Genomic DNA, 25,627 nt, shown 5'->3' on the forward strand with positions numbered 1-25,627 from the left:
CGGGGTGGTGGGAAGTGGTCCGGCAGGGCCAACATCGGCACCTGGCGTCGGGATTCGAGGCTAACTCGCCGCCGCGAGGGGCAATCATGGCGGACCCAGGTCATGCTGGAGTAGCGGAAAGGGGAACACAGATGGCCAAAACTCTGAAACGTGCGGCGGCATTCACCGCACTCGGCAAGGCACTGATGTCCGGCGCCCGGGGTGGGCCGTCATTGAGCGCGCGGCTCTCGGCGCTCCCGAGAATGCTCAAGGCGACCGCCAAGGGGCAGTACGACGGCGGCATGCGGGTCGCGCTGATGGCGGCCGCCACGGCGTACGTGATCTCGCCGATCGACGTCGTACCGGAGATGTTTCTCTGGGTCTTCGGTTTGATCGACGACGCCGTCATGGTCACCTGGCTGGCCGGGACCGTGCTCAGCGAGACCGAGCGGTTCCTGGAGTGGGAGAAGATGGCGAAGCCCGCCGTCGTACGCTGAAGCGTGCGCTATTACGACAACGTGGTCGAGATCATCGGCAACACCCCGCTGGTTCGACTGAACAGCGTGACCGACGGCATCAGTGCCACAGTGCTGGCCAAGGTCGAATACATGAATCCCGGCGGTTCGGTGAAAGACCGGATCGCCCTGCGAATGGTCGAGGACGCGGAGGCCGCGGGGCTGCTTAAACCCGGTGGCACGATCGTCGAGCCGACCAGCGGAAACACCGGGGTCGGCCTGGCTCTGGTGGCGCAGCGGCGGGGCTACAAGTGCGTCTTCGTCTGCCCGGACAAGGTCAGCGAGGACAAGCAGAACGTGCTTCGGGCGTACGGCGCCGAGGTCGTCGTCTGCCCGACCGCGGTCGCCCCCGAGGACCCGCGCTCCTACTACAACGTCTCCGCGCAGCTGACCCGGGACATCCCCGGCGCGTGGAAGCCCGATCAGTACAGCAACCCGGCGAACCCGCGCTCGCACTACGAGCAGACCGGTCCGGAGCTCTGGGAACAGACCGCAGGCAAGATCACCCACTTCGTGGCCGGGGTCGGCACCGGCGGGACGATCACCGGTGTCGGGCGCTACCTCAAGGAGCAGAACGGGTCGGTGCGCGTGATCGGCGCGGACCCGGAGGGCTCGGTCTACTCCGGGGGCACCGGCCGGCCGTACCTGGTGGAGGGCGTCGGCGAGGACTTCTGGCCGACCGCGTACGACACCACGGTGACCGACGAGGTCATCGAGGTCAGCGACTCGGACTCGTTCGAGATGACCCGCCGCCTGGCCCGCGAGGAGGGCCTGCTGGTCGGCGGCTCGTGCGGGATGGCCGTGGTCGCGGCGCTCGAGGTGGCCCGCAAGGCCGGCCCGGACGACGTAATCGTGGTGCTGCTGCCGGACGGTGGCCGCGGTTACCTCTCCAAGATCTTCAACGACAAGTGGATGGCCCGGTACGGCTTCCTGCGCACCCCCGGCGACGCGCCCACCGTCGCCGACGCGCTGGCCGCCAAGGGGGCCGAGATCCCGCCCCTGGTCCACCTGCACCCCACCGAGACCGTCCGCGACGCGATCGACTACATGCGGGAGTACGGCGTCAGCCAGCTCCCGGTCCTCAAGGCCGAGCCCCCCGTCGTCACCGGCGAGGTGGCCGGCTCCATCTCGGAGAAGGCGCTGCTGGACGCGCTCTTCACCGGCCAGGCCCACCTGCACGACACGATCGAGCGGCACATGGGCGAGTCCCTGCCGATGATCGGTGGCGGCGAGCCGGTCGCCGAGGCGGTGGCGCTGCTGGAGAAGGCGGACGCCGCGATGGTCCTGGTCGACGGCAAGCCGGCCGGGGTGCTCACCCGCCAGGACCTACTGGCCCACCTGAGCTGATCGTGATGCCCCTCCCTACCGCGGCTCGGTCTTACCGCAGCTCGGTGGGGAGGGCCATCACGTCCACCAGGGCGTTCCGGCGCAACAGTGTGATCGGCAGGTCCACCCCGATCGCCGGGCCCAGCATCAGCCGCTGCAGCGCCTGCACCGACTGGATCGGGCGGCCGCCCGCGGTCAGCAGCAGGTCACCCAGGTAGATCCCGGCCAGCCCGGCCGGGCTGCCCGGCACCACCTCGACCACCCGCAGGCCCTGCTTCTGCCCCAGCCGGTCGGCCAGGTTCGGCGGGAGCGGGGCGGGCATCCCGGCGACCCCGAGCCAGGCCCGCCGGACCCGGCCGGTGGCGACCAGCTCGCCGATGATCGACCGGGTGGTCTCGTTGATCGGGACGGCGAGGCCCAGGCCGTACCCGGCGACCGCGGTGTTGATGCCGACGACGTGACCGGTCGAGTCGGCGAGCGCGCCACCGGAATTGCCGGGATTGAGCGCCGCGTCGGTCTGGATCACGTTGTCGATCACCCGGATCCGGCGGCCGTCCCGGGCCGGCAGTGAACGGCCCAGCCCGGACACCACGCCCGCGGTGACCGACCCGGCCAGGCCCATCGGATTCCCCAGCGCCACCACGAGCTGCCCGATCCGCAGATCGTCGGCGTCGCCGAGCGGGGCGGCCGGTGCGCCCGGATGATGCACCCGGACCACGGCCAGGTCGGAGAGCGCGTCCGCGCCGACCACGTCGAACGGGGTGTCGACGCCGTCCGCGAACGCCGCCGAGCCGGTGGTCGCGCCGGCCACCACGTGCGCGTTCGTCAGCAGAAAACCGTCATCGGTGAAGGTGACCGCGGAGCCGGCGCCGCCCCGCATCGAGAGGGCCGCCACCGAGGGCAGCAGGCGACTGGCGACACCGGTCACGATGCGGCTGTAGGCATCGAGCGCCTCGGATTCATCGGTGTTCATGACCAGGTCAACAACCTGGGCGGCGAGGTTGATGCCGGTTGATCGTCCGCCGACGGCGAACATCCCCCGGAGAGCACAGTGGACATCGGTGGTTACAGATAGTCGTCGCAATCGCACACTCAGTCCGACCAGGGAGGTGGTGGGTGCGGTTGTATGTCTCGTGACGGAGCTATGAGCCACTCCAGGACGAGGGGGTAGGGGATGGTCGACGTCGAAGAGGCGCCGCCCAGCGAGATCGTGGATCGCCTGCTGTGGCGGGACGCGCAGGTGATGCTCGGCCGGCATGTGACCGCCGACCGGCACGGCAACTGCGTCTGGTGCGGATGGAACTATCCGTGCTCGGCCCGCCGCCTCGCCGAACGCGCCGACGCGGTGTCCCGCCGCCCCTGGCGCGAGGCCTGGACCCTGCGCCACGACTTGAACAGCCTGCCCGCCGCGATGACCGACCGCGGCCGGACCCAGAACTATCGGAGGTACGACTGACCCACGGACCCGGACGTCGTCGACGAGCTTGACCGTCCCCCGGCAAGCCCTGGACCCCGGCAAGCTCCGGCTTCCGGCCCGGCGAACGTCTCCCGGCGGTGACGCCGGGGCGCCCCGCCAGCGCTCCGGTATTCCCGCGCCCAAGCCCGCTTCAGAACCGGCCCACGGATCGGCACGCCTCCGCTGATCCGCGCCTCCGGCCAGGCGCACCGGTTCGAGCGGGGCGGTTGGCGGGAGTGCGTGACCACAGGTTCCCCCGCATTCACTCGGTCGCGCGCTCCCGCCCAACCAGCATCCCCGCACCCCGCCGCACGTCTGCCCCACACCTCGCCGCACGTCAGCCCCGCGCCGAGTGCACGTCTGCCGCCGCACCCCGCCGCACGCCAGCCCCCGCGCCCAGCGCAGGTATGCCGCCGCACGCCAGCCCCCACGCCCAGCGCAGGTATGCCGCCGCGCCCCGCCGCACGCCAGCCCTGCGCTCAGCGCACGCCAGCCCCGCGCTCAGCGCACGTCAGCCCCGCGCTCAGCGCACGTCAGCCGCAGCACCCCACTGCGCGTCTGCAGCCTCCGTGGTCTACCCGCACGTCGGCCGCCGTGGTCGGCGCACGGCGGCCGCCGTGGTCGGCGCATGGCGGCCGCCGTGGTCGGCGCACGTCTGCCGCCTCCACAGGTCCGCCGCGCCCGGCAACTCCGAGCCGTCTTTCGCGCGCCCGGCAACCCCGCGCCGGTCGCCGCACCTCGGTCGCGCGCCGCTCGTGGTCTGTTCAGATCAAGATCAAATTCTTCCTTCCTATGTCCGCCGTGGTCCAGATCGTCGCTCCCGCGGGGACCCTTCCGGTCTTTGCTGGCCGCTGGCGCGTCCAAAGCGCAAAGCCCTCCAGGGCGATGTCCGTGGCTGGTTGCGGTCACCCCCAAAGCCTTCGACGGGTCGGCTGGGTCTACAAGCGACTGGTGTGGGCCGCTGCGATCGGCCTCGTCTCTACAAAGGATGGGCATAGCGAAGCTGAGGGACCGGGATGTCGTTGACCGGTTCGGTCCGGGTCTCGCCGTCGGGCTTCCAGCCGCCGCTCTCATAGAACGCCCGGGCCGTGTGATTCTCGGTCAGGACCCAGAGGACCGCGCGGTCGCCGCCGATCGCCGGAAGGTCGGCCAGAGCCCGGATCATCAGGTCACGACCCACCCCGGTGCCGAGCCGGGACGGCTCGACGTGGATCGCATAGAGCTCGGCCGCGCCCGGCGTCTCGCTCGGCCCGATGTAGCTGAAACCGACCAGCTCGTCCCCGTCCACCGCGACCGTCATCCGGTGGGTGTCCTGCTCCCATCGGAACCGCTCGGCCCACCAGTCGCCGAACGCCTCCGCGCTGCGTGCCGCGAGGACGTCGGCGGGCAGAAACTCGGAATACGCCGCCAGCCGGGAACGCTGGTGCAGCGCACCGACATGGATCGGATCGGTCTCGTTCGCGGAGCGCAGCAGTACAACCATGCGCCCGAGGCTAGCTCCGCCCACCGACAAGATCCGGAGTTATCCACACCAGCGAGTTATCCACAGGCCGTCCCCCGGACCGCCCCGATTTTCGCGACAATGGCCGGCAACCGGGGCTCGCCCCGGACGACCGAAGGAGGCCTGCCCCCTTGGGTGGGCGGGGCCTGCGTAGACGGTGCGATGCCTGCGTGGCGCGGCACACGCGGCACACCCGTGACCAGCGTGGGGACGGCCGGGATCAGTGCTGGCAAGTCGGGCGCCCGGGGGACGGCCTGCCCGCCGAGCATGCCGGTCATCAGGTCGACTCGGCAGCGGTTTCGGAGAACGCATGGGAATTGCCAGCCTCACCGTGAGCCCGCGCGGTGCCCGCCGACCGGCGGCGCCGTGCCCCAGGCCCCAGGACGAGGCGGTGAGCTGGCGGCGCGCCGGCGGCCGGCTGGTGGCGCGCTCCGGGGCGAGGTGGCCGCCCGGCAACATGCCCGGGGGTGATCAGTGCCGGCTGGGGAACGGGATTCGCTGGAGGTCTTCCGCGATGGTGATCGGCCCGTCGAACTCCTTGCGGGCCTCCTCCAGGAAGCGGGACGCGTCCGGATAGCGCTGCGAGAAGTGGGTCAGCACCAGGCTCCGCACCTTCGACTCCCGCGCGACCGCCCCCGCCTGCCCGGCGGTCAGATGCCCGACCTGGGCGGCCATCCCGGCGTCCTCGGCGAGGAAGGTCGACTCGATGACCAGCATGTCCACCCCGTGTGCCAGCGCGTACACGTTGTCGCACAGGCCGGTGTCCATGACGAAGGCCATGCTCTGGCCGGGGCGGGCGGCGCTGACCTGTTCGAGGGTGACCGGGCCGAAGTGGCCGGTGCGCTGGAGTTCGCCGACGGCGGGGCCGCTGATGCCGTGGGCGGTGAGGAGTTCGGGGAGCATCCGGCGGGTGTCGGGTTCGGTGAGGCGATACCCGTACGTCTCGATGGAATGCCGCAGTGGCAGGGCCGTGAGTCGCCCGGCGGAGGTCTCCGCGACGAAGTCCGCGGTGACCGGCGACGGCACGATGTCGGCGTTGTCCCAGTAGCTGGTGGCGTGCCGGAGGCGGTCGTAGAACTCCTGGCCACCGGCCGGGTAGTGGACCGAGACCGGGTGCGGCACACGGTCCAGCGAGATGCGCTGGAGGATGCCGGGCAGGCCGAGGCTGTGGTCGCCGTGGAAGTGCGTGACGCAGATCCGTTTGATCGGGGTGACCGGCAGGCCGGCGAGCAGCAGCTGGCGCTGGGTCCCCTCGCCCGGGTCGAAGAGGATCACCTCGTCGTCGAAGCGGAGCAGGTAACCGTTGTGGTTGCGATGCCTGGTCGGCACCTGGCTGGCGGTGCCCAGCACGACGAGCTCACGCATCGAGAATCCCCGGAAATTAAGCGACCCCCGGGGACTTCCATGATTGAAAACCATGGTCCGGTCGGACAAGGCCGGATCCCCGGGGGTCGGGTGGCTGTCTGGTACTCGCCGGCCGCTGCCACACGGTCTCGACGTTCAAACGAAGCTGTCAAGGACAGCGGCTAGCGGACAGCCACCTCACGAGTCCCGATGCTATACAACTTCGGACCACCTCCTCTCACGTGTACGGCCACGTTAACCATCCGCCGCCGCCCGCGCCAACGGTTTTGAATCACTAGAGGCGCGGGAATACGTGCGGGCCGGATTCGGTGGTCTCGACCACGAGCGAGGCCGGGCCGACGATCAGCGGATCGGGCCGGCCGACCACTTCCTCGTCCTTGCCGGCGTAGTCGAACTGGTGCAGCACGTGCCGCATCGCCTCCAGGCGGGCGCGCTTCTTGTCGTTGCTCTTCACCACGGTCCACGGCGCGTCGGCGGTGTCGGTGTAGAAGAACATCGCCTCCTTCGCCTCGGTGTAGTCGCCCCACTTGTCCAGGGACTGGAGGTCCATGGGGGAGAGCTTCCACTGCCGGACCGGGTCGACCTGCCGGATCGCGAAGCGGGTGTGCTGTTCCTTCTGGGTCACCGAGAACCAGAACTTGATCAGGTTGATCCCGGAGAGGGTGAGCATCCGCTCCAGCTCGGGGGTCTGCCGGAGGAACTCCAGGTACTCCTGGCGGGTGCAGAAGCCCATCACCCGCTCGACGCCGGCCCGGTTGTACCAGGACCGGTCGAAGAGCACGATCTCACCGGCGGACGGCAGGTGCTTGATGTACCGCTGGTAGTACCACTGGGTGCTCTCCCGCTGGTTCGGCTTCTCCAGGGCGACCACGGAGGCGCCGCGCGGGTTCAGGTGCTCCATGAAGCGTTTGATCGTGCCGCCCTTGCCGGCCGCGTCGCGCCCCTCGAAGAGGATCACGAGCCGCTCGCCGGTGTCCTTGCACCAGTTCTGCAGCTTCAGCAGCTCGATCTGGAGCAGCCGCTTGTGGTGGTCGTACTGCTGGCGGGAGAGCCGCTCGTCGTACGGATAGTCCTCCCGCCAGGTGTCCACCGGGCTGCCGTCGGCTTTCAGCAGCCGCGGATCGTCGTCCTCGTCGTCCACTACCCGATATCCGGTCAGTTCGGCGATCGGCCCCGCATAGGGGTGGGTGGCCGCCTCCGCGAACTCATCGAACTGCTGCTCGACCTCAGTGCTCATGTCTCACGCCTTCACCAGCCAACGACGGACCTTCTTACGCCGGGACGCCCGCACCAGTGCGGGGACAGCGATGAGCGTCTCCTTACCCACTGCTTCCTGTCGACCGTAGAGAACGCCGAAGTGGAAACTGTCCGGCCCGATTTCACGCAGTGTTTCCCTGGCGATGCTGGAGTCCTGGTGGGCGCCGAGGCCGTCCTGCAGATTGGTGAGCGCCTTCACCAGCCGCTTGGCGGACTTGCCGGCGTCCGGCGCGAGTACCTCGACGGCGTACCGCGCCTGCTTGTACCGCTTGCGGGCGTCGTGCAGCTCCTCGTCGACGCCGTCGGCCAGCGCCGTGTCCAGCTGACCGTCGGCCTTGTCGAGCACCTTGCGGGCCCGCTCGGCCGGGTCGCCGGCGTCCGGCAGCGGCTGGTCGACCAGCGTGTCGATCCGGTCCAGCAGGTCGAGGTAGCGGTCCGACTCGAGGGCGGCGGCCAGCTCCTCGCGGCCCTTCGCCGCCCGGTGGTCCAGCGCGGTCCGGATCCGCTGCGCGGTGGGGATGAACTCGGGGCCGGACTCCTCGACGCCGGACAGCAGCTTCCCCTCCAGCACCTGCGGGTCGCGGACCGCGCCGAGCATCGCGGCCAGCCAGCGCAGCTCGTCGCTGAGGGTGGCGGTCTGCTCGGCCGGGAACCAGCGGCGGAAGCTCTTCAGGGTGCTGCGCAGCCGCCGGGTGGCGACGCGCATCTTGTGCACCGACTCCTCCTCGCCGAGGCGCGCGGCGGGATCGTGCTCGATGATCGCGTCGCGCTGCTCACGGGCGTACCGGGAAACGGGGTTGATCTTGTCTTTGCCGGGTTTTTCCTTGAGGCGGTCGGCGAGCGCGCGGGCGACCTTGGAGGGGCCCTCGGCGGGTCGCGCGCCGGCCGCCAGCAGGATCTTCTCGACCGCGTCGAGGACCCGTTGATCGCCGTCGACGAGCTCGACCTCGACCTCCTGCCAGGCGCTGCGTTCCTTGCCGGACTCGGCGCGGACCTGGTCCTGGGCGATCAGGGCCAGGGTGCGGCCCTTCTTGTCGCGCAGCGGGGTCTCGACCCGGTGGGTCCGCAACCGGGCGACCGGCTCCAGCGGACGGCGGCGGACGATCGTGCGGACCAGCGCCCGTAGCTCGTCGGGCACCTGGTCGCCCGCACCGGACATCCGGTGCTCCTTGCGGCCGTCGCCGTCGGCGGGGGTCTTCAGGTGCCAGCCGGCGTCGTGGCCACCGGATCGCCGCCGAAGCGTCCGGCGGTTTTTCATCAACCGGAGGTCGTCGGTGTCGAAATACGTGGCGTCGAGATCGTGGATCTCGGCACCGTCGGCCTTGGCGATGCCCGCACAGCCGGCCAGATCCGGAAGCTCGAAGGTCTCGGGTACGTCGTATTTGCGTTCGGTCTCGGTCGCGGTCTCCACCCGATCAATGGTGCCTGCCCGGACCCCTTTGACACAGCGATCCCTCAGGTTGCCCTGGCATCGTGGTGTTCCGTCGCTGGTTAAGGAGTTGTTCATGGAGAAGTCGGATCTTCGCCAGGTTTCGCTGGCGGGCCTCCGCCTGATCGGCGCCGGTGCGGTGCTGGGGCTGGCGCTCGCGGCACCGGCGAGCTCGGCGCAGGCCGCGCCCCCGCGGCCGCCCGCCTCGCCGGTCGCCGAGCACGACGTGCCCAACCCCGATCGCTAGGTTTCGCGGTCCGCGCGGCTGCGGCCGCGCCTTCCGATTCGCTGCTTTTCTTGCCGGTACGTCGTTTTCCCCGCACCGCTCACCGATGCGTCGCGCCCCGGTTGCGCAGGTACAGCGCCCGTGCGTAATTCGCCGCCGCGGCCCCGTAATACATGCTGGCCAGCGAGACGTAGAAATTGTTGTTGGTGATCGCGTTCTTCGCGGTCGTCGTCGCTGACCAGCGGATCTCCGCGTCGGTCTGGCTGATGCCCCGGCGCTCGCAGCGCAGCCGGTTCATCTCCTTGCCGGTCTTCCAGAGCTCGAGCGCGCTCTCGGCCTCGCGCATCATGGCCCGAGCTTGTTCCATCATGACCTCGGCCGCCGCCCAGGCCTCGTGCTCGTCGGCATTGCGGAAGCGCTCGGAATCGTCGCGATAACCGGTATACCGCGCCTCGTTGGTAGAGCTCGCTGACATGATCCACCTCCCGCGTCGTAGCACTTTCGAGTGTGGGCGGGATTTCGGGACATGTCGATTTTTTACCCCCGTGGGCGTGAATGCGGCACCTGAACTTGCGGTTTCCCGCAAACCCTCCAGGCATGTGACCGATGCCCGTCAGCAGTGCCGAGATGCAGTGGTGAACCGGGCCGACGGCGGTGGCAGGCGTTCTTGGCCACGCCTACGGGGCACGTCAGGCCGTTGGGGACAGGGCGGCCTCCGCCAGGCGCAGGAGTTGATCGCCCGTAGCGCCCGTTGTCCAGGACGGCGTCGATCAGATCCACATCGCCGCTCGGCCGGTCGCCCTTGAATCGGCCTGCCTGAGTTCTGGAAAGCGTTCTTCCCATGATCGGCGGAGTTCCGGCGGCAGCCGGGGCGAGGGCCAGAGTCGGGCCAGGGTCGACGCCGCTGGTCCGGCCGTTCAGCATGGCGAGATCGTCCGCCACGACGGGCGGCCCGGCCGGAGCCGGGCCGCACGTTCGGGAGAGGGTGCCCGTCAGCGTGTGGGGCCCGGGACCTCGATGTCGGTCTGGGCCGGCAGGGTGCCGACGCCGATCGGGCAGGAGAGGCCGTTGGGGCCGTGGTTGCAGTAGCCGTTCGGGTTCTTGGTCGGGGCCAGGTACTGCTGGTGGTAGTCCTCGGCGTAGTAGTACTCGCCGAGCGGCCGGATCTCGGTGGTGATCTCGCCGAGCCGGGCCTTCGTCACCACCGGCTGGAACGCCGCCAGTGACGCCCGCGCGGTCTCGGCCTGCGCCTCGGTGGTGGTGTAGATCGCCGACCGGTACTGGGTGCCCACGTCGTTGCCCTGGCGCATGCCCTGGGTCGGGTCGTGGTTCTCCCAGAACTCCTTCAGCAGGCGCTCGTAGCTGATCCTGGCCGGGTCGTAGACGACCTGCACGACCTCGTTGTGGCCGGTCGTGCCCGAGCACACCTCCTCGTACGTCGGGTTGGCGGTGAAGCCACCCGCGTACCCGGCGGAGGTGGAGTGGACGCCCGGCAACCGCCAGAAGATCCGCTCGACGCCCCAGAAACAGCCCATCCCGAAGACGGCGACCTGATAGCCGGCCGGCCAGGGGCCGACCATCGGGGTCCCGAGGACCTCGTGGCGATCGGCGACCGGCATCGAGATCAATCGGCCCGGCCGGGCGGTCTCGGCGGTGGGCAGGTCAAGCTTCTTGTGCCGCAGGAACACGGTCACTCCCTTCGTCCAGTGTCTGCAACACCGGGACGGAGGTATTCCTTACCGATGGCGGCGGCGGTCTCCGCGGCCTCGCCGTCGCTGTCGTACTTGCGGCGGGGCCAGAAGAATCCGCGCAGGCCGTCGCCCTTGGTGCGGGGGACGACGTGGGTGTGCAGATGCGGCACGGACTGCGAGACGAGGTTGTTCATCGCCACGAAGGTGCCGGTCGCGCCGAGCGCCGCCGGAACGGCTGCGGCCACCCGTTGGACGAGTCCGAAATATCCCGCTAGCAAGCTGGAAGGCAGCTCGGTGAGCTGGACGATGTGCGGGCGCGGGACGACCAGGACGTGCCCTTTGAAGACCGGCCGCGTGTCGAGGAAGGCCAGGCCGTCCGGCGAATCGGCGACGACGAAAGCCGGGACCGTTCCCGCCACGATCGCACAGAACACGCAGTCCGCCACAAGGTGAGACTAGCCTTGCGCTACATGACGACCGATGACTACGGGTTCGACACCCTGGCGATCCATGCCGGGCAGGACCCGGACCCCCGCACCGGCGCGGTGGTTCCGCCCATCTACCAGACCAGTACGTACGCGCAGGACGCGGTCGGCGCCCCGCGGCTCGGCTACGAGTACAGCCGATCCGGCAATCCGACCCGGGACGCGCTGCAGGAATGCCTTGCGGCGATCGAGGGCGGCCGGCGCGGCCTGGCCTTCGCGAGCGGCCTCGCGGCCGAGGACACCCTCCTGCGTACGGTCTGCCGGCCGGGCGACCACGTGGTCATCCCGAACGACGCGTACGGCGGCACGTACCGCCTCTTCTCGAAGGTCGCCGAGCGCTGGGGCCTGGACTGGACCGCCGCGCCGCTGGACGACCTGGACGCGGTGCGGGCCGCGTTCCGCCCCGGCCACACCCGGATGATCTGGGCCGAGACGCCGACCAACCCGCTGCTCAACATCGCCGACATCACCGCGCTGGGCGGCCTGGCCCACGAGTACGACGCGCTGCTCGCGGTCGACAACACGTTCGCCTCGCCGTACCTGCAGCAGCCGCTCGCGCTCGGCGCCGACGTGGTGATCCACTCCACCACCAAGTACCTGGGTGGGCACTCCGACGTGGTCGGCGGCGGCCTGGTGGTGGCGGACGCCGGCTTCGGCGACGAGCTGGCCTTCCACCAGAACGCGATGGGCGCGGTCAACGGGCCGTTCGACGCGTGGCTGACCCTGCGGGGGATCAAGACCTTGGGTGTACGGATGGACCGGCACTGTGACAACGCCGAGCGGATCGTCGGCTACCTGAGCGAGCACAAGAAGGTCGCGAGCGTGCTCTACCCGGGCCTGGACACCCACCCGGGTCACGAGACCGCCGCCAAGCAGATGAGCCGCTTCGGCGGGATGGTCTCGTTCCGTGCGGCCGGTGGGCCGGAGCAGGCGATCGAGATCTGCAACCGGGCGAAGCTCTTCGTGCTGGCCGAGTCGCTGGGCGGAGTCGAATCGCTGATCGAGCACCCGGGCCAGATGACACATCTGTCGGCTGCGGGCTCAGCGCTTGAAGTTCCCGCCGATCTCGTGCGACTGTCTGTCGGCATCGAAACCGTTGACGATCTGCTCGCTGACCTGGAGCAGGCGCTCGGCTAGGGTTCTTGCGCACACACCGGAGAACGCGGGAGATTCTCGATGGAAAGCACGACCTGGGTGGGCGCCACCGCGAAGCAGATCGCCCGGGCGGTGCGGCGTGGTGACACCAACGCCACCCAGGTCGTGGCTGACCACCTCGAACAGATCGCCATCTCGGACCCGGCGCTGGGCGCGTTCCGGCTGGTCCGCGGCGGTGAGGCGCTCACCGAGGCGGAGAAGGTCGACGAGCAGGACGACCTGGCGAACCTGCCGCTGGCCGGCGTGCCGGTGGCGGTCAAGGAGAACACCGCGGTCGCCGGCCTGCCCACCTGGCACGGCTCGGCGGCGGCCCGCACCCGCGAGGTGGCCGAGGTGGACCACGAGGTGGTCCGCCGGCTGCGCGGGGCGGGCGCGGTGGTCGTCGGCGTCACCAAGATGCCGGAGATGGGTCTCTGGGCGACCACCGACGACGAGGACGGGCCGGCCCGCAACCCCTGGGACCTCGACCGTACGCCGGGCGGCTCCTCCGGTGGCTCGGCCGCCGCGGTCGCGGCCGGGCTGGTCCCGATCGCGCAGGGCAACGACGGGCTGGGCTCGATCCGGATCCCGGCCGCCTGCTGCGGGCTGGTCGGGCTCAAGCCGGGCCGCGGCGTGGTGCCGGTCGACTTCGGCGACAAGGACTGGTTCGGCCTGGTCGAGAACGGCGTGCTGACCACCACGGTGGCGGACGCCGCGCTCGGCTTCAGCGTGCTGTCCGGGCAGACCCCGGTGAAGCTGGTCGAGCCGGGCCGGCTGCGGGTCGGGGTGTCGCTGCGCTCGCCGGTGGCCGGGGTCAAGCCCGACGAGGCGAACGTCTCGGCGGTCACCCGGGCGTCGAAGCTGCTGGTCGACGCGGGGCATGACACCGTCGGGGCGGATCCGAAGTACCCGACCTCGGTGGCGCTCGGTGTGCTCGCCACGTGGTTCGCCGGGGCGTACAAGAACTCGGAAGGTCTTGATCTTCGGTCTTTGCAACCGCGCACCCAGCGGCACATCCGGCTGGGCCGGGCGGTCACCCGGGCCGGGCTGGTGCGCGAGTCGCAGCGGGCGGCCTGGCGCGAGCGGTCGATCCGGTTCTTCGCCGACCGTGGCGTCGACGTGCTGCTCACCCCGGCGCTGGCCACCGCACCGCCGCCGGCGCTCTCCTTCTCGTCGATGTCCTGGGTGCAGAACATGCAGGCCAACACGAAGTACGCGCCGTACCAGGCGCCGTGGAACTTCGCCGGTCTGCCGGCCATCGTGGTCCCGGTCGGCTTCCGGCCGGACGGTCTGCCGCTGGCCGTGCAGCTGGTCGGCCCGCCCGACTCGGAGCTGCTGCTGCTCTCCCTGGCCGGCCAGTTCGAGATGCAGAACCCCTGGCAGCGCCACGCCCTCGTCTGACCGTTTTTGATTGGTGGCACGATTGGTGCCCATGACCGACCTGCTCTCCCTGGCCGACGTCGAAGCGGCGCGGGAACTGCTCGGCGGGGTCGTCAAGACCACGCCACTGGTGACCTCCCGGCCGCTCAGCGAGATCACCGGGGTGCCGGTCTGGCTCAAGTGTGAGAACCAGCAGCGCGCCGGGTCGTACAAGGTGCGCGGCGCGTACACCCGGATCTCCCGGCTCTCCGCGGAGGAGCGCGCCCGTGGGGTGGTCGCGGCCAGCGCCGGCAACCACGCGCAGGGTGTGGCGCTCGCCGCCGGGCTGCTCGGCATCACCGCGACCGTCTTCATGCCGGAGGGCGCGCCGCTGCCCAAGGTCACCGCCACCAAGGGGTATGGCGCGGGCGTCGAGTACGCCGGGACCAGCGTCGACGACGCCCTGGAGGCGGCGAGCGACTTCGCCCGCCGGACCGGGGCGGTGCTGATCCACCCGTTCGACCACCCGGACGTGATCGCCGGCCAGGGCACCCTCGCGCTGGAGATCCTCGAACAGTGCCCGGAGGCCGGCACGATCATCACCGCGGTCGGCGGCGGCGGGCTGATCTCCGGCCTGGCGGTCGCCGCCAAGGCGCTGCGCCCGGACCTGCGGGTGATCGGGGTGCAGGCGGCCGGGGCGGCCGCGTTCCCGCCCTCGCTGGCCGCCGGCGCCCCGCGCAAGCTGGACTCGTGCGCCACGATCGCCGACGGCATCGCGGTGCTGCGCCCCGGCGACCTGACCTTCGCGCACGTCGCCAAGCTGGTCGACGAGATCGTGACGGTGACCGACGAGGACCTGTCGGCGGCCCTGCTGGTGCTGCTGGAGCGGCACAAGATGGTGGTCGAGCCGGCCGGCGCCGCGGCGGTCGCGGCGCTGCTGACCGGCGCCTTCGTGCCGCCGCGGGACGGCGGGCCGGTGGTGGCGATCCTGTCCGGCGGCAACATCGACCCGATGCTGCTGCTGCGGGTGATCGAGCACGGCCTCGCCTCGGCCGGCCGGTTCCTGCGCCTGGCGGTGCGCTGCCCGGACCGGCCCGGCCAACTGGCCCAGCTGCTGCGGAAGATCGCCGAGCAGCGGGCCAACGTGGTGGACGTGGAGCACACCCGGCAGAGCCCGCGGCTGAGCTTCGGCGAGGCGGAGGTGGCGCTCTCGGTCGAGACGCGCGGGCCGGCGCACTCGTCCGCGCTGATCGGCGCGCTGCGCGACGCCGGTTACCGGGTCTCCCTGCTGGCCGACGCCACCCCCTGACGAACGGGGTTGCCGCGATCGGCCGCGACCTGGATCATCATGCCCCGTGTCGATGGGGGAGAGCTGCCCGAAGTGCTCGGCGGCGACGATCAGCAAGGGTACGGCCGAGCCGTGGTGCCCGGACTGCGAGTGGAACCTGGACCGGTTCGAGGCGCAGAACCGCCGGCCGGAGATCGGCTGGCGCTGGGTGGACCGGCGGCTGTTCCGGGCGGCGTACTGGCTGACCGAGCGGCAGCACGCCGAGCTGACCGGGGAGCCGGTGGCGGCCCGCTCGGCGTCCGCGGCCCGGATCGTCACGGTGGCCGTCTCGGTGCTGCTGCTCGCCGCGGTCGCCGCGCTGCTGGTGACCGGGATCTGGCTGCTCCTCTACGACTTCTTCACGCCGGTCAACCTGATCGGGGCGCTGATGATCGCGGTCGCGGTGTTCCTGCGGCCCCGGCTGGGCGGGCTGGACGGGCGCGCCGAGCGGCTGGACCGGGGGACCGCGCCGACGCTGTTCGCGGTGATCGAGCGGGTGGCCGGGGCGGTCGGCGCGCCGACGCCGGACGTGGTGCTGCTCGACGCCGAGCGCAACGCGTACACCAGCACGATCGGGCTGCGCCGGCGCCGGGTGCTCTGCCTCGGTGCCCCGCTGTGGGCGGTGCTGGACCCGCAGGAGCGGGTCGCGCTGCTCGGGCACGAGCTGGGCCACTTCGTGAACGGCGACGTCCGGCGGGGGCTGGTCACCCAGGCGGCGCGGACCACGCTGGCGCGGGTCTCCTACCTGCTGCGGCCGGAGCGCGGCGCCGGGATCGTCGAGATCATCGTGGAGTTCCTCGGCCGGATCGCCTCGCAGCTCTTCCTCTGGCTGCACCTGCTGCTGCTCTGGACCAGCATGCGTGACTCGCAGCGGGCCGAGTACCGGGCCGACGAACTGGCCGCGCGGGCGGCCGGCACCGACGCGGCGATCCGGATGCTGGACCAGTTCCTGTTCGGCGACGCGCTCGACACCGTGGTGCGGCGGGAGGCCCGGGCCGGCCACGGCTCGGCGGCCTGGTCGGCGGCGGGGCGGCAGTCGCTGACCCGGCTGGCTCCGGAGGTTCCGGCGTTCCGGCAGCTCAGTCGGCGTACCGAAGTGTCGCTTTTTGCTTCTCACCCGCCGGTCGGGCTGCGGTCCGGACTGCTCGCGGCCCGGGCGGCGCAGCCGGCCGCGGTCGTCGTCACCGAGCTGGAGCAGGCCCGGATGGACGAAGAGCTCGCCGCGCACTACGAGCGAGTGCGCCGCGAGCTCGCCGCCGCGACCTGGTGACGCCGGGGGATCAGCCCTCGAAGGCGCCGAACTTGACGACCGTGACCTTGATGTCGGCGCCGCTGGGGGCCGTGTAGCTCATGGTCTGGCCCGGGCGGGCGCCGAGGATCGCCTTGCCGAGCGCCGACTCCGGCGAGTAGACCGTCAGGTCGGTGGTCGACGAGATCTCGCGCGAGCCGAGCAGGAACGTCTCGGTGTCGGCCTGGTCGTCGTCGAAGTAGATGGTCACGACCGAGCCGGGCACCACGGTGTCCGCCGCCTTCGCCTCGCCGACCTCGGAGTTGCGCAGGAACTCCTTCAAGTACAGGATCCGGCCCTCCTGGCGGCTCTGCTCCTCGCGGGCCGCGTGGTAGCCCCCGTTCTCCCGGAGGTCACCCTCTTCGCGTCGCGCGTTGATCTCCGCAGATATCGCCGGGCGGCCGGCGATCAGCTCGTCGAGCTCGGCCTGCAGCCGGTCGTATGCGTCCTGGGACAGCCAGGTCTTCGGCGCCTCGGAACTGGACACGGTCGATCTCCTTGCTGGAACGGGAACTGCGAAAGCGGGGCAGGGCGGTGCGGATTTTGTGTGCCGCGTGAACGCAGCGAATCACCAACCTTACCAGCGGTACGCATTCCGCTGGAGTGGTCGATCCCCCGGGGCGGTGCTCAGCCGACCGGGCGGCAGTTCATCACGTCGCCCACCGCGCCGCGCGCCGTGGTCGGCACCGACTCGGTCACCTCGACCTCGCCGCCACCGGGTTTCGCCGGCACCGTCACGGTGCGGGTGCCCAGCTCGTAACCCTGGAAGTCGCGGGCCCGCAGGGCGCAGGCGGCGGTCTCGCCGGACGGCACCCGGACCCGGAACTTGATCACCATCTCGGTGTCGGTCGGCTCGTTCCAGCCGACGATCTCCGGGCTGTAGTTCGTCTGGCCGAATTTCTGGTAATAAGCCCAGCTCAGCGCGAGGCCGCCGACGGCGAACACGACCGCGGCCACCACGAGCGGCAGCGATCGGCGCCGGCCACCCTCCCGGCGCCGCCCGTACCGGCCGGGCGGGAAAACCGGGGTTGTGGCGCGCGTCTCGCTCACCTGGGGGCCTCTCGTGCGTTTGTTGTCGGTGGGATCGGCCAGAATGGCAGAGTCCATCTTCGCAGCCGGTCCCGGCCCGCTGACGGCAGGCCTGGTCGAGAGGGTAATCAAGTGGCAGAGCAACTGCGTCTCATGACCGTGCACGCGCACCCGGACGACGAGTCCAGCAAGGGTGCCGCCACGATGGCGAAGTATGTCGCCGAGGGCGTCCAGGTGCTCGTCGCGACGTGTACCGGCGGTGAGCGCGGCAGCGTGCTCAACCCCAAGCTGAAGGACGACCCCGAGGTCCTGGCGAACATCACCGAGATCCGTCGCAAGGAGATGGACCGGGCCCGCGAGATCCTCGGTGTGGACCAGGCCTGGCTCGGCTTCGTCGACTCCGGCCTGCCCGAGGGCGACCCGCTGCCGCCGCTGCCGGAGGGCTGCTTCGGTCTGCAGGACCCGCAGGAGGCGGCCAAGCCGCTGATCAAGCTGATCCGGGAGTTCCGCCCGCACGTCATGACCACCTATGACGAGAACGGCGGATACCCGCACCCCGACCACATCATGTGCCACAAGATCTCGGTGGTCGCCTTCGACCAGGCCGGCGACCCGGAGCTCTACCCGGAGCTGGGCGAGCCGTGGCAGCCGTCGAAGCTGTACTACAACTCCGGCTGGACCCGGGCGCGGATGCTCGCGCTGCACGAGGGGATGCTCGCGGCGGGGCTGGAGTCGCCGTACGCGGAGTGGCTGGAGAAGTGGTCGGACCGGGAGGACCGCGGCGACAAGCTCACCACCCGGGTCGAGTGCGGGGAGTACTTCGCGGTCCGGGACGACGCCCTGCGCGCGCACGCCACGCAGGTCGATCCGGACGGGTTCTGGTTCCACATCCCGCTGGAGATGCAGCAGAAGGTGTGGCCCACCGAGGACTTCGAGCTCGCCCGCTCGGTCGTCGACAGCCCGGTTCCGGAGTCCGACCTGTTCGCCGGCATCCGCGAGACGGTCGAAGCCGTCTGAGCAGTAGTCTGAACCCGTGGACACTTTCGCGGTCAACAACTTCGGAGACACTCGGGGCGGCGGTCTGGCCGGCCCGATGGGCCTGTTCGTGATCGTGCTGATGGGTATTGCGACAGTCGTGTTGATCCGCAACATGAACAAACGCATTCGTCGGCTTCCCGACAGTTTTGATGACAAGAGCGATCGGGCACGTGTGGCGGAAATCGCGCGGCTCGATGCCGATCTCGAGCGATCCGGCGGCGATGTCGCTGACGGTGTCGACGCGGATCGATCGTCCAAGACCGTCGCCGCCACGGAAGACGAGGTGGCGGCGGTTTCGGAGCCGAAACATGAGTCCGCATCGGACTCCGGCCGCGCCGCACAGTGATCATGCCGTTGCTCGCCGCGCCCGTGTTCCGGGCCGCGGCGAGCGGCGAGTGTGGTCAGTCGCCCAGCGTCAAGCCCTGTTGCGTTCTCCGCGATTGATTTAGCCTTCCGCCCGGGGGCCACACGGCTCCTGGACCCTGCGCGGAAGGGGGCGCCGAGATGCACACTGTCCGGCGCAGACTCTCGATCCCGCATCTGCACGTGCATCGTCCCGTGCCGGTCCGATTCCGTCCGCGGGCACGACCATGAGGGTTCCCGGGTGGACCCAGCGACCGGCGCGCGTCCTGACCGTGACCGTCGTCGTGGCCGCGCTGGCGGCCGTCCTCCTCGGCGCCCTGCAACCCGCACACCTCCCGGCCGGCAGCCCGCTGTCGCCGGTCGACGGCGTCTGCGTGGCGGCCGTGCTCGCGGCGATCGCCCAGCTGGCCGGCCTGCGCTTCCGGCTCGGCCCGGACGCCGTCTCGGTGACCTGGGCCGAGGCCGCCGTGGTGGTCGGGCTCGTGGTCTGCCCGGTCGGCTGGCTGCCGGCCGCCACCCTGGCCGGCATCGGCGCGGCCTGGCTCCTGCTGGCCTGGCTGACCGGGCTGCGCAACGTCGCCGAGATCGTCCACCTGGTCGCCTCGATGACCCTGGGCGTGTCCGCGGCCGCCCTGGTCACGTCGCTGCTGGCCGGGGACGCCGGGGTGCACAGCGGGCGGCTGGCGCTGGCCCTGGCCGCCGGTGCGGCCACCTATCTGCTGGTCACCTTCGTGCTGGTGGTGCTCACCCTGAGCCTGCAGCGGGACGTCCCGCCCGGGCAGATCGCCGCGAAGGTGCTCTACGCCAAGGCGCCGATGTCGGCCGGCAACGTGATCGTCGGCCTCTGCGCGGTGTTCGCACTGGTCCGCGAGCCGTTCTGGCTGCTCGCCTTCGGCCCGGTGCTGTGGCTGCTGCACCGGACCTACCGTTTCCACCTGCGCACCGCCGAGCAGCGCCGGATGTGGGAGGCGTTCGCCACCGCCACCGCGCGGCTGCCCGGCGCCACCGAGGCCGATGTGGCCCGGGCCGGTCTGCGCGGGGTGCTGGACGTCTTCGGCGCGCACCGCGCCGAGCTGGAGCTGAGCGCCGAACACGGCAGCCGGCGGTACACCCAGGAGGGCCCGGGGCAGAACCCGGGCGTGGCCCGCGCCGGGACGGCGGTCACCCGCAGCATGGCGGTGGCCGGCCGGCCGGTCGGCGAGCTGACCGTCTGGCTCGGCGAGTCGTCCCTGCCGGTGCCGCACGACGAGGCGGCCATCACGGCGTACGGGGAGGCCCTGGCCGGCGCCCTGCACGACGCGGCCGCCCACCAGCGGATCGCCGAGCTCGCCGCCCGGGTCGCGCACGACCGGATGCACGACCCGCTGACCGGGCTGATCAACCGGTCCGCGCTGGTCACCGGCGGGGACACCCGGCTGCGCTCCGGCGAGCGCGGGCGGCCCGCCGCCCTGCTGCTGCTGGACGTGGTCGACTTCCGCGAGGTGAACAGCACGCTCGGGCACGGCGGCGGCGACGACGTGCTGCGGGTGATCGCCGAGCGGCTCACCGAGCAGGCCCGGCCGGGCGAGCTGGTCGCCCGGATCGGCGACGACGAGTTCGCGCTGCTGATGCCGGCCCTGACCGCGCTCGCCGACCCGGCCGGCTGGGCGCACGGCGGGCCGCACAGCCTGTCCCAGGCGCTGCGCCGGTCCCGGGAGCTGGTCGAGCAGCTGCGGCTGCCGATGCGGGTCGCCGGGGTGCGGCTGGCCGTCGAGGTGACGGTCGGCGCGGTGGTGGCCCAGGCCGGGCACGTCGAGGTCAACGAGCTGCTCCGGCGGGCCTCGCTGGCGGCCGGGCGGGCCAAGGAGCAGGGGCTGACCGTCGGGACGTACGACAGCGGCCAGGACGCCAGCAGCACCGACCAGCTCGCGCTGCTCGCCGAGCTGCAGGACGCGTTCGCCGCCGACGACCAGATCGTGCTGCACCTGCAGCCCGCGGTCGACCTGATCACCGCGGAGCCGACCGGCTGCGAGGCGCTGGTCCGCTGGCGGCACCCGCGGCGCGGGCAGCTGTCCCCGGCCGAGTTCCTGCCCGCGGTCGAGCGCAGCGAGCTGCTCATCCCGTTCACCCGGCGGGTGCTCGACCTGGCCCTGGCCTCGGCGGCGGACTGGACCGCGGCCGGCATCGACGTGCCGGTGTCGGTGAACGTCTCGGCCCGCAGCCTGACCGATCCGACCTTCCCGGCGCAGGTCACCGAGGCGCTGCGGCGGCACCGCACACCGGCCTCCCGGCTGGTCCTGGAGATCACCGAGTCGGTGGCGGTCAGCGAGCGGGACATCGTCGACGAGGTGCTGGCCCGGCTGGAGGCGACCGGGGTGCAGCTGTCGCTGGACGACTTCGGCACCGGCTTCTCGTCGCTCTCCTCGGTCACCCGGATCCCGGTCCACGAGATCAAGATCGACCGCTCGTTCGTCGACGAGATGATCGACAAGCCGGCCGCGGGCGCGGTCGTGCGCGGCGCGGTCGAGCTGGGCGCCCGGCTGGGCGTGCGGGTGGTCGCCGAGGGCATCGAGACGATCGAGCAGCGGGCGGCGCTGATCGCGCTCGGCTGCCCGTCCGCCCAGGGCTACCACTTCTGCAAGCCGATGCCCGCCGACAAGATCGTCCACGCGCTGTCCCAGCTACAGGCCGCCTCGTCCGCGACGGTCACGCCGCTGCGCGCCGACGGTGCCTCCTGACGGGTAAGTGGTTCGTCCCGCCGAAACGGTCCGATACGAGGAACGCGCCGGGCCGTTCGTCGTATCCCGAGTCGGCCGAACCGGTGTGTCAAACTCGGGTGTCACGGGATCATCCGTAATTCACGTACGTCAAGGTCGGGAGTGTCAGGGTGGCGAATCGGCTGGCTGGATCGCAGAGCCCGTACCTGACCTCCCACCAGGACAACCCGGTCGACTGGTGGCCCTGGTGCGACGAGGCATTCGAGGAGGCGCGGCGCCGGGACGTGCCGGTGCTGATCTCGGTCGGCTACGCGGCCTGCCACTGGTGTCACGTCATGGCCCACGAGTCGTTCGAGGACGCCGAGGTCGCCGCGCAGCTCAACGACGGTTTCGTGGCGATCAAGGTGGACCGGGAGGAGCGCCCGGACGTCGACGCCGTCTACATGACCGCGACCCAGGCGATGACCGGCCAGGGCGGCTGGCCGATGACCGTCTTCGCCACCCCCGGCGGCGACCCGTTCTTCTGCGGGACGTATTTCCCCAAGGACCAGTTCGCCCGCCTGCTCACCTCGGTCACCACCGCCTGGCGGGACCAGCGCGACCAGGTGCTCACCCAGGGCGCCGCGGTGGTCCAGGCGGTCGGTGGCGCCCAGGCCGTGGGTGGCCCGACCGCGGCGATCTCGGCGGAGATGCTGGCGGCCGCGGCGCAGGCTTTGGGCAAGGAACACGATCAGACGTACGGCGGATTCGGCGGCGCCCCCAAGTTCCCCCCGCACATGGACCTGCTGTTCCTGCTCCGCCACCACGAGCGCACCGGCTCCGCTGAGGCCCTGGAACTGGCCCGGCACACCGGCGAGCAGATGGCCCGCGGCGGCATCTACGACCAGCTGGCCGGCGGTTTCGCGCGCTACTCGGTGGACGCCCACTGGACCGTGCCGCACTTCGAGAAGATGCTCTACGACAACGCGCTGCTGCTGCGCGTCTACACCCAGCTCTGGCGGCTCACCGGGGACGCCTTCGCCCGCCGGATCGCCGACGAGACCGCCGCGTTCCTGCGGCGTGACCTGGGCACGCCGGCCGGCGGTCTGGCGTCGGCGCTGGACGCGGACACCGACGGGGTCGAGGGCCTGACGTACGCGTGGACCCCGGCCCAGCTCACCGAGGTGCTCGGCGACGACGACGGGCCCTGGGCCGCCGACCTGTTCCGGGTCACCCCGGACGGCACGTTCGAGCACGGGACGAGCGTGCTCGTGCTGGGCCGCGACATCGACGCCGCCGATCCCGGGCTGATCGCCCGCTGGCAGTCGGTCCGCGCCCGCCTGCTCGCCGCCCGCGCCACCCGGCCGCAGCCGGCCCGCGACGACAAGGTGGTCGCCGCATGGAACGGGCTGGCCGTCACGGCGCTGGCCGAACACGGCGTGCTGACCGATTCTGATTCCTCCCGCTCGGCTGCCGTCGCGCTGGCCGAGGTGCTCGCCGACCGCCACCTGGTCGACGGCCGGCTGCGCCGGATCTCCCGGGACGGCACGGTCGGCGAGCCGGTCGGCGTCCTGGAGGACTACGGCTGCGTCGCCGAGGCGTTCCTGGCCGTGCATCAGATCACCGCGGATCCGCGGTGGTTGCGGTCCGCCGGCGGCTTGCTGGAGGTCGCGCTGACCCATTTCGGTACCGGGTCCGGCGGCTTCTACGACACCGCGGACGATGCCGAGAAGCTGCTCACCCGTCCGGCCGACCCGACCGACAACGCCACCCCGTCCGGCCTGGCGTCGGTGTGCGCGGCGCTGGTCTCCTACGCGGCGCTGACCGGTGAGACGGCCTATCGGGAGGCGGCCGACGCGGCGCTGGCCACGGTCGGCCCGCTGATCGAGGGTCATCCGCGGTTCGCCGGCTACTCGGCGACGGTGGCGGAGGCGGCGCTGACCGGCCCGTTCGAGATCGCCGTCGCCACCGAGGACCTGGCCGACCCGCTGGTCATCGAGGCGTACCGGGCGGCCCCGGCCGGCACGGTCATCGTCGCCGGCGCCCCGAACCTGCCCGGCGTCCCACTGCTGGCCGACCGCCCGTTGACCGACGGCCGGGCCACCGCCTACGTCTGCCGCGGCTTCGTCTGCGACCTCCCGGTCACCACCCCGTCCGAGCTGCTCACCCGCCTTCAGCACTGATCTCGGGAGGCTCCGGCAGGAACTCGCCGATCGGCGCCGCCAGCAGGTCGGCCAGGGGCACCACACCCGACATTTCGTATCTGCCGGAGATGGCGAGCCGGTGCAGCGTCACCGTGTCGTCGTCGACCACCCAGTAGCGCGGCACTCCGGCAGTCGTGCACCTTGACGTACTGATCCACCGCGCGCGACGCGGAGGTGACGACCTCGAACGGGTGTGGTCAGCTGCCTGGGTTCTGGGATGACGCTGGGTTGATTTCCGGGTGGGGAAACGGCGTGGCTAGGCTGGGCGGGCGATGGATACCCGAACCGGTCTGCCCGTAGTCGGCATGGTGGGCGGTGGCCAACTGGCCCGGATGACCCACCAGGCCGCGATCTCCCTCGGCCAGTCACTGCGTGTGCTCAGTGAGAAGCCTGATGACAGTGCCGCGCTCGTCGCGGCGGACGTGCCGATCGGGTCGCACACCGATCTTTCCGCGCTGCGGGAGTTCGCGAAGGGGTGCGACGCGGTCACCTTCGACCACGAGCAGGTGCCGACCGAGCACATCGAGGCGCTCGAGGCCGAGGGCGTGAAGATCTTCCCCGGGTCCAAGGCGCTGGTCTTCGCGCAGGACAAGGGCATGATGCGGGAGCGCCTGGAGGCGCTCGGCGCGCCGGTGCCGCGGTGGGCCCGGGTCAGCTCGGCCGACGAGATCGAGGCGTTCGCCGCCGGGTCCTGGCCGGTCGTGGCGAAGGCGACCCGCGGGGGCTACGACGGCCGCGGCGTCTGGATGGTCGGTTCCCGCGAGGCCGCCGAGGACCTGGTGTCGACCGGCATCCCGCTGATCGTCGAGGACCGGGTGCCGCTGCGGCGCGAGCTCGCGGCGCTGGTGGCGCGCTCGCCGTTCGGCCAGGTCGCGGCGTACCCGGTGGTCGAGACCGTGCAGCGGGACGGGATCTGCGTCGAGGTGATCGCCCCGGCCCAGGGGCTGGACGACGAGCTCGCGCTGCACGCCCAGCAGCTCGCCATCGACCTGGCCACCGAGCTGGGCGTGGTCGGCCTGCTGGCGGTCGAGCTGTTCGAGACCGACGACGGCATCGTGGTGAACGAGCTGGCGATGCGCCCGCACAACTCCGGGCACTGGACCATCGAGGGCGCCCGGACGTCGCAGTTCGAGCAGCACCTGCGGGCCGTGCTGGACTATCCGATGGGCTCGACCGCGCTGGCCGCGCCGGTCGTCGTGATGGCGAACGTGCTCGGTGGCGAGCCGGGCGGCATCTCGATCGACGAGCGGCTGCACCACCTGTTCGCCGAGGTGCCGGACGCGCGCGTGCACCTCTACGGCAAGCAGGTCCGTCCCGGCCGCAAGATCGGGCACGTGACCGTGCTCGGCGATGATCTCCCCACGGTGCGCTCGCGGGCCGCGCGCGCCGCGCAATGGCTTCAGGAAGGCAAGTGATGGCACCCGTCGTCGGCATCATCATGGGCAGTGACTCGGACTGGCCGACCATGGAGGCCGCCGCCGAGGCGCTCGCCGAGTTCGAGGTACCGTTCGAGGTGGGCGTGGTCTCCGCGCACCGGACGGTCCGCAAGATGGTGGACTACGCCGAGTCGGCGGCCGGTCGCGGCATCCGGACGATCATCGCGGGGGCCGGCGGGGCCGCCCACCTGCCGGGCATGGTCGCGGCGCTCACCCCGCTGCCGGTGATCGGCGTTCCGGTGCCGCTCAAGCACCTGGACGGGATGGACTCGCTGCTCTCCATCGTGCAGATGCCGGCCGGCGTCCCGGTGGCGACCGTGTCGATCGGCGGGGCGCGCAACGCCGGCCTGCTCGCGGTCCGGATCCTCGGCGCCGCCGACCCGGCCCTGCGCCAGAAGATGTCCGATTTCCAGTCCTCGCTGGAGAAGCTCGTCGCCGAGAAGGACGCCGCGCTCCGCGAAAAACTTCTGGGCTAAAACCTTTCGACGGTACGACGTGACGCCGCCAGTGGCACTGACGGCGTCGCGGCCACCTGCCCGCCCCG

General features: G+C 71.2%; 25 protein-coding genes. 14 read left to right on the top strand and 11 right to left on the bottom strand.

What is annotated here, in order from left to right; all coding sequences use genetic code 11:
• Window positions 1-131 precede the first annotated feature (131 nt).
• Window positions 132-476 carry a YkvA family protein gene (locus L3i22_RS04070; protein ID WP_221325661.1) on the top strand — a complete coding sequence of 115 codons (345 nt, stop codon included), beginning with the start codon at window positions 132-134 and terminating at the stop codon, window positions 474-476.
• Between the two features lie 3 nt (window positions 477-479).
• Window positions 480-1,841 (top strand): cystathionine beta-synthase, encoded by a 1,362-nt coding sequence (locus tag L3i22_RS04075; protein WP_221325662.1) that lies wholly within the window; start codon window positions 480-482, stop codon window positions 1,839-1,841.
• Between the two features lie 31 nt (window positions 1,842-1,872).
• Here the strand turns inward: L3i22_RS04075 and L3i22_RS04080 are convergent, their stop codons facing one another.
• The gene (locus L3i22_RS04080) at window positions 1,873-2,856 is read right to left on the bottom strand and encodes a S1C family serine protease (RefSeq protein WP_255657935.1); all 984 of its coding nucleotides are present in this window, start codon (window positions 2,854-2,856) and stop codon (window positions 1,873-1,875) included.
• A gap of 138 nt (window positions 2,857-2,994) precedes the next feature.
• Here L3i22_RS04080 and L3i22_RS04085 point away from each other — a divergent pair, with 138 nt between their 5' ends.
• Window positions 2,995-3,276 (top strand): hypothetical protein, encoded by a 282-nt coding sequence (locus tag L3i22_RS04085; protein ID WP_221325663.1) that lies wholly within the window; start codon window positions 2,995-2,997, stop codon window positions 3,274-3,276.
• A 979-nt stretch (window positions 3,277-4,255) separates the two neighbouring features.
• Here L3i22_RS04085 and L3i22_RS04090 read toward each other — a convergent pair.
• The 4 genes from L3i22_RS04090 to L3i22_RS04105 all read right to left on the bottom strand — a co-directional run bounded on the left by L3i22_RS04090 (window position 4,256) and on the right by L3i22_RS04105 (window position 8,810).
• Window positions 4,256-4,759, bottom strand: a complete 504-nt coding sequence (locus L3i22_RS04090; RefSeq protein ID WP_221325664.1) for a GNAT family N-acetyltransferase — start codon at window positions 4,757-4,759, stop codon at window positions 4,256-4,258.
• 489 nt (window positions 4,760-5,248) lie between these two features.
• Window positions 5,249-6,142, bottom strand: a complete 894-nt coding sequence (locus tag L3i22_RS04095; RefSeq protein WP_221325665.1) for a ribonuclease Z — start codon at window positions 6,140-6,142, stop codon at window positions 5,249-5,251.
• A 274-nt stretch (window positions 6,143-6,416) separates the two neighbouring features.
• Window positions 6,417-7,379 (bottom strand): polyphosphate kinase 2, encoded by a 963-nt coding sequence (gene ppk2, locus L3i22_RS04100; protein ID WP_221325666.1) that lies wholly within the window; start codon window positions 7,377-7,379, stop codon window positions 6,417-6,419.
• Window positions 7,380-7,382: 3 nt separating this feature from the next.
• Window positions 7,383-8,810, bottom strand: a complete 1,428-nt coding sequence (locus L3i22_RS04105; protein WP_221325667.1) for a CYTH and CHAD domain-containing protein — start codon at window positions 8,808-8,810, stop codon at window positions 7,383-7,385.
• Window positions 8,811-8,904: 94 nt separating this feature from the next.
• Between L3i22_RS04105 and L3i22_RS04110 the strand changes: the two genes are divergently transcribed.
• Window positions 8,905-9,075 (top strand): hypothetical protein, encoded by a 171-nt coding sequence (locus tag L3i22_RS04110; RefSeq protein WP_221325668.1) that lies wholly within the window; start codon window positions 8,905-8,907, stop codon window positions 9,073-9,075.
• Window positions 9,076-9,154: 79 nt separating this feature from the next.
• Here L3i22_RS04110 and L3i22_RS04115 read toward each other — a convergent pair whose 3' ends face one another.
• The 3 genes from L3i22_RS04115 to L3i22_RS04125 all read right to left on the bottom strand — a co-directional run bounded on the left by L3i22_RS04115 (window position 9,155) and on the right by L3i22_RS04125 (window position 11,191).
• Window positions 9,155-9,529 (bottom strand): hypothetical protein, encoded by a 375-nt coding sequence (locus tag L3i22_RS04115; RefSeq protein WP_221325669.1) that lies wholly within the window; start codon window positions 9,527-9,529, stop codon window positions 9,155-9,157.
• A 517-nt stretch (window positions 9,530-10,046) separates the two neighbouring features.
• Window positions 10,047-10,742 (bottom strand): peptide-methionine (S)-S-oxide reductase MsrA, encoded by a 696-nt coding sequence (gene msrA, locus L3i22_RS04120; protein ID WP_221325670.1) that lies wholly within the window; start codon window positions 10,740-10,742, stop codon window positions 10,047-10,049.
• 2 nt (window positions 10,743-10,744) lie between these two features.
• The gene (locus L3i22_RS04125) at window positions 10,745-11,191 is read right to left on the bottom strand and encodes an HIT family protein (protein WP_221325671.1); all 447 of its coding nucleotides are present in this window, start codon (window positions 11,189-11,191) and stop codon (window positions 10,745-10,747) included.
• A gap of 24 nt (window positions 11,192-11,215) precedes the next feature.
• Between L3i22_RS04125 and L3i22_RS04130 the strand changes: the two genes are divergently transcribed.
• Genes L3i22_RS04130 through L3i22_RS04145 form a run of 4 tightly spaced genes read left to right on the top strand, consistent with a single transcriptional unit; the run spans window position 11,216 to window position 16,320 of the window.
• Window positions 11,216-12,367 (top strand): cystathionine gamma-synthase, encoded by a 1,152-nt coding sequence (locus L3i22_RS04130; RefSeq protein WP_221325672.1) that lies wholly within the window; start codon window positions 11,216-11,218, stop codon window positions 12,365-12,367.
• Between the two features lie 39 nt (window positions 12,368-12,406).
• Window positions 12,407-13,765, top strand: a complete 1,359-nt coding sequence (locus L3i22_RS04135) for an amidase (RefSeq protein WP_221325673.1) — start codon at window positions 12,407-12,409, stop codon at window positions 13,763-13,765.
• Between the two features lie 31 nt (window positions 13,766-13,796).
• Complete coding sequence (gene ilvA / locus L3i22_RS04140) at window positions 13,797-15,032, top strand: threonine ammonia-lyase (RefSeq protein ID WP_221325674.1); 1,236 nt, start codon at window positions 13,797-13,799, stop codon at window positions 15,030-15,032.
• A 52-nt stretch (window positions 15,033-15,084) separates the two neighbouring features.
• Entirely contained in the window at window positions 15,085-16,320 is a 1,236-nt protein-coding gene (locus L3i22_RS04145; protein WP_221329774.1) for a M48 family metallopeptidase, read from the top strand.
• Window positions 16,321-16,330: 10 nt separating this feature from the next.
• On the opposite strand, the gene greA is transcribed toward L3i22_RS04145, so the two are convergent.
• Window positions 16,331-16,825: a transcription elongation factor GreA gene (greA, locus tag L3i22_RS04150; RefSeq protein ID WP_221325675.1), complete on the bottom strand. Its 495-nt coding sequence runs from the start codon at window positions 16,823-16,825 to the stop codon at window positions 16,331-16,333.
• A gap of 140 nt (window positions 16,826-16,965) precedes the next feature.
• The gene (locus L3i22_RS04155; RefSeq protein WP_255657936.1) at window positions 16,966-17,388 is read right to left on the bottom strand and encodes a DUF4307 domain-containing protein; all 423 of its coding nucleotides are present in this window, start codon (window positions 17,386-17,388) and stop codon (window positions 16,966-16,968) included.
• 111 nt (window positions 17,389-17,499) lie between these two features.
• Between L3i22_RS04155 and mca the strand changes: the two genes are divergently transcribed.
• From mca to L3i22_RS04175, 4 genes are all read left to right on the top strand, one after another.
• A complete protein-coding gene (gene mca, locus L3i22_RS04160; RefSeq protein WP_221325677.1) occupies window positions 17,500-18,384 on the top strand; it encodes a mycothiol conjugate amidase Mca in 885 nt (294 codons plus the stop codon).
• A 16-nt stretch (window positions 18,385-18,400) separates the two neighbouring features.
• Window positions 18,401-18,751, top strand: coding sequence for a hypothetical protein (locus L3i22_RS04165; RefSeq protein ID WP_221325678.1), 351 nt, complete (start codon window positions 18,401-18,403; stop codon window positions 18,749-18,751).
• 244 nt (window positions 18,752-18,995) lie between these two features.
• Window positions 18,996-21,485: a bifunctional diguanylate cyclase/phosphodiesterase gene (locus tag L3i22_RS04170; protein WP_221325679.1), complete on the top strand. Its 2,490-nt coding sequence runs from the start codon at window positions 18,996-18,998 to the stop codon at window positions 21,483-21,485.
• 149 nt (window positions 21,486-21,634) lie between these two features.
• Window positions 21,635-23,626: a thioredoxin domain-containing protein gene (locus tag L3i22_RS04175; protein ID WP_221325680.1), complete on the top strand. Its 1,992-nt coding sequence runs from the start codon at window positions 21,635-21,637 to the stop codon at window positions 23,624-23,626.
• Here the strand turns inward: L3i22_RS04175 and L3i22_RS04180 are convergent.
• A complete protein-coding gene (locus tag L3i22_RS04180; RefSeq protein WP_221325681.1) occupies window positions 23,607-23,771 on the bottom strand; it encodes a hypothetical protein in 165 nt (54 codons plus the stop codon). The two genes, L3i22_RS04175 and L3i22_RS04180, sit on opposite strands and share 20 nt — an antisense overlap.
• A 148-nt stretch (window positions 23,772-23,919) precedes the next feature.
• On the opposite strand from L3i22_RS04180, the gene L3i22_RS04185 reads away from it, so the two are divergent.
• Window positions 23,920-25,062 carry a 5-(carboxyamino)imidazole ribonucleotide synthase gene (locus tag L3i22_RS04185; protein WP_221325682.1) on the top strand — a complete coding sequence of 381 codons (1,143 nt, stop codon included), beginning with the start codon at window positions 23,920-23,922 and terminating at the stop codon, window positions 25,060-25,062.
• Complete coding sequence (purE, locus tag L3i22_RS04190; protein ID WP_221325683.1) at window positions 25,062-25,559, top strand: 5-(carboxyamino)imidazole ribonucleotide mutase; 498 nt, start codon at window positions 25,062-25,064, stop codon at window positions 25,557-25,559. Before L3i22_RS04185 ends, purE begins: the two co-directional genes overlap by 1 nt.
• Window positions 25,560-25,627 lie beyond the last annotated feature (68 nt).

Source organism: Actinoplanes sp. L3-i22, from assembly GCF_019704555.1.
Lineage (GTDB): Bacteria > Actinomycetota > Actinomycetes > Mycobacteriales > Micromonosporaceae > Actinoplanes.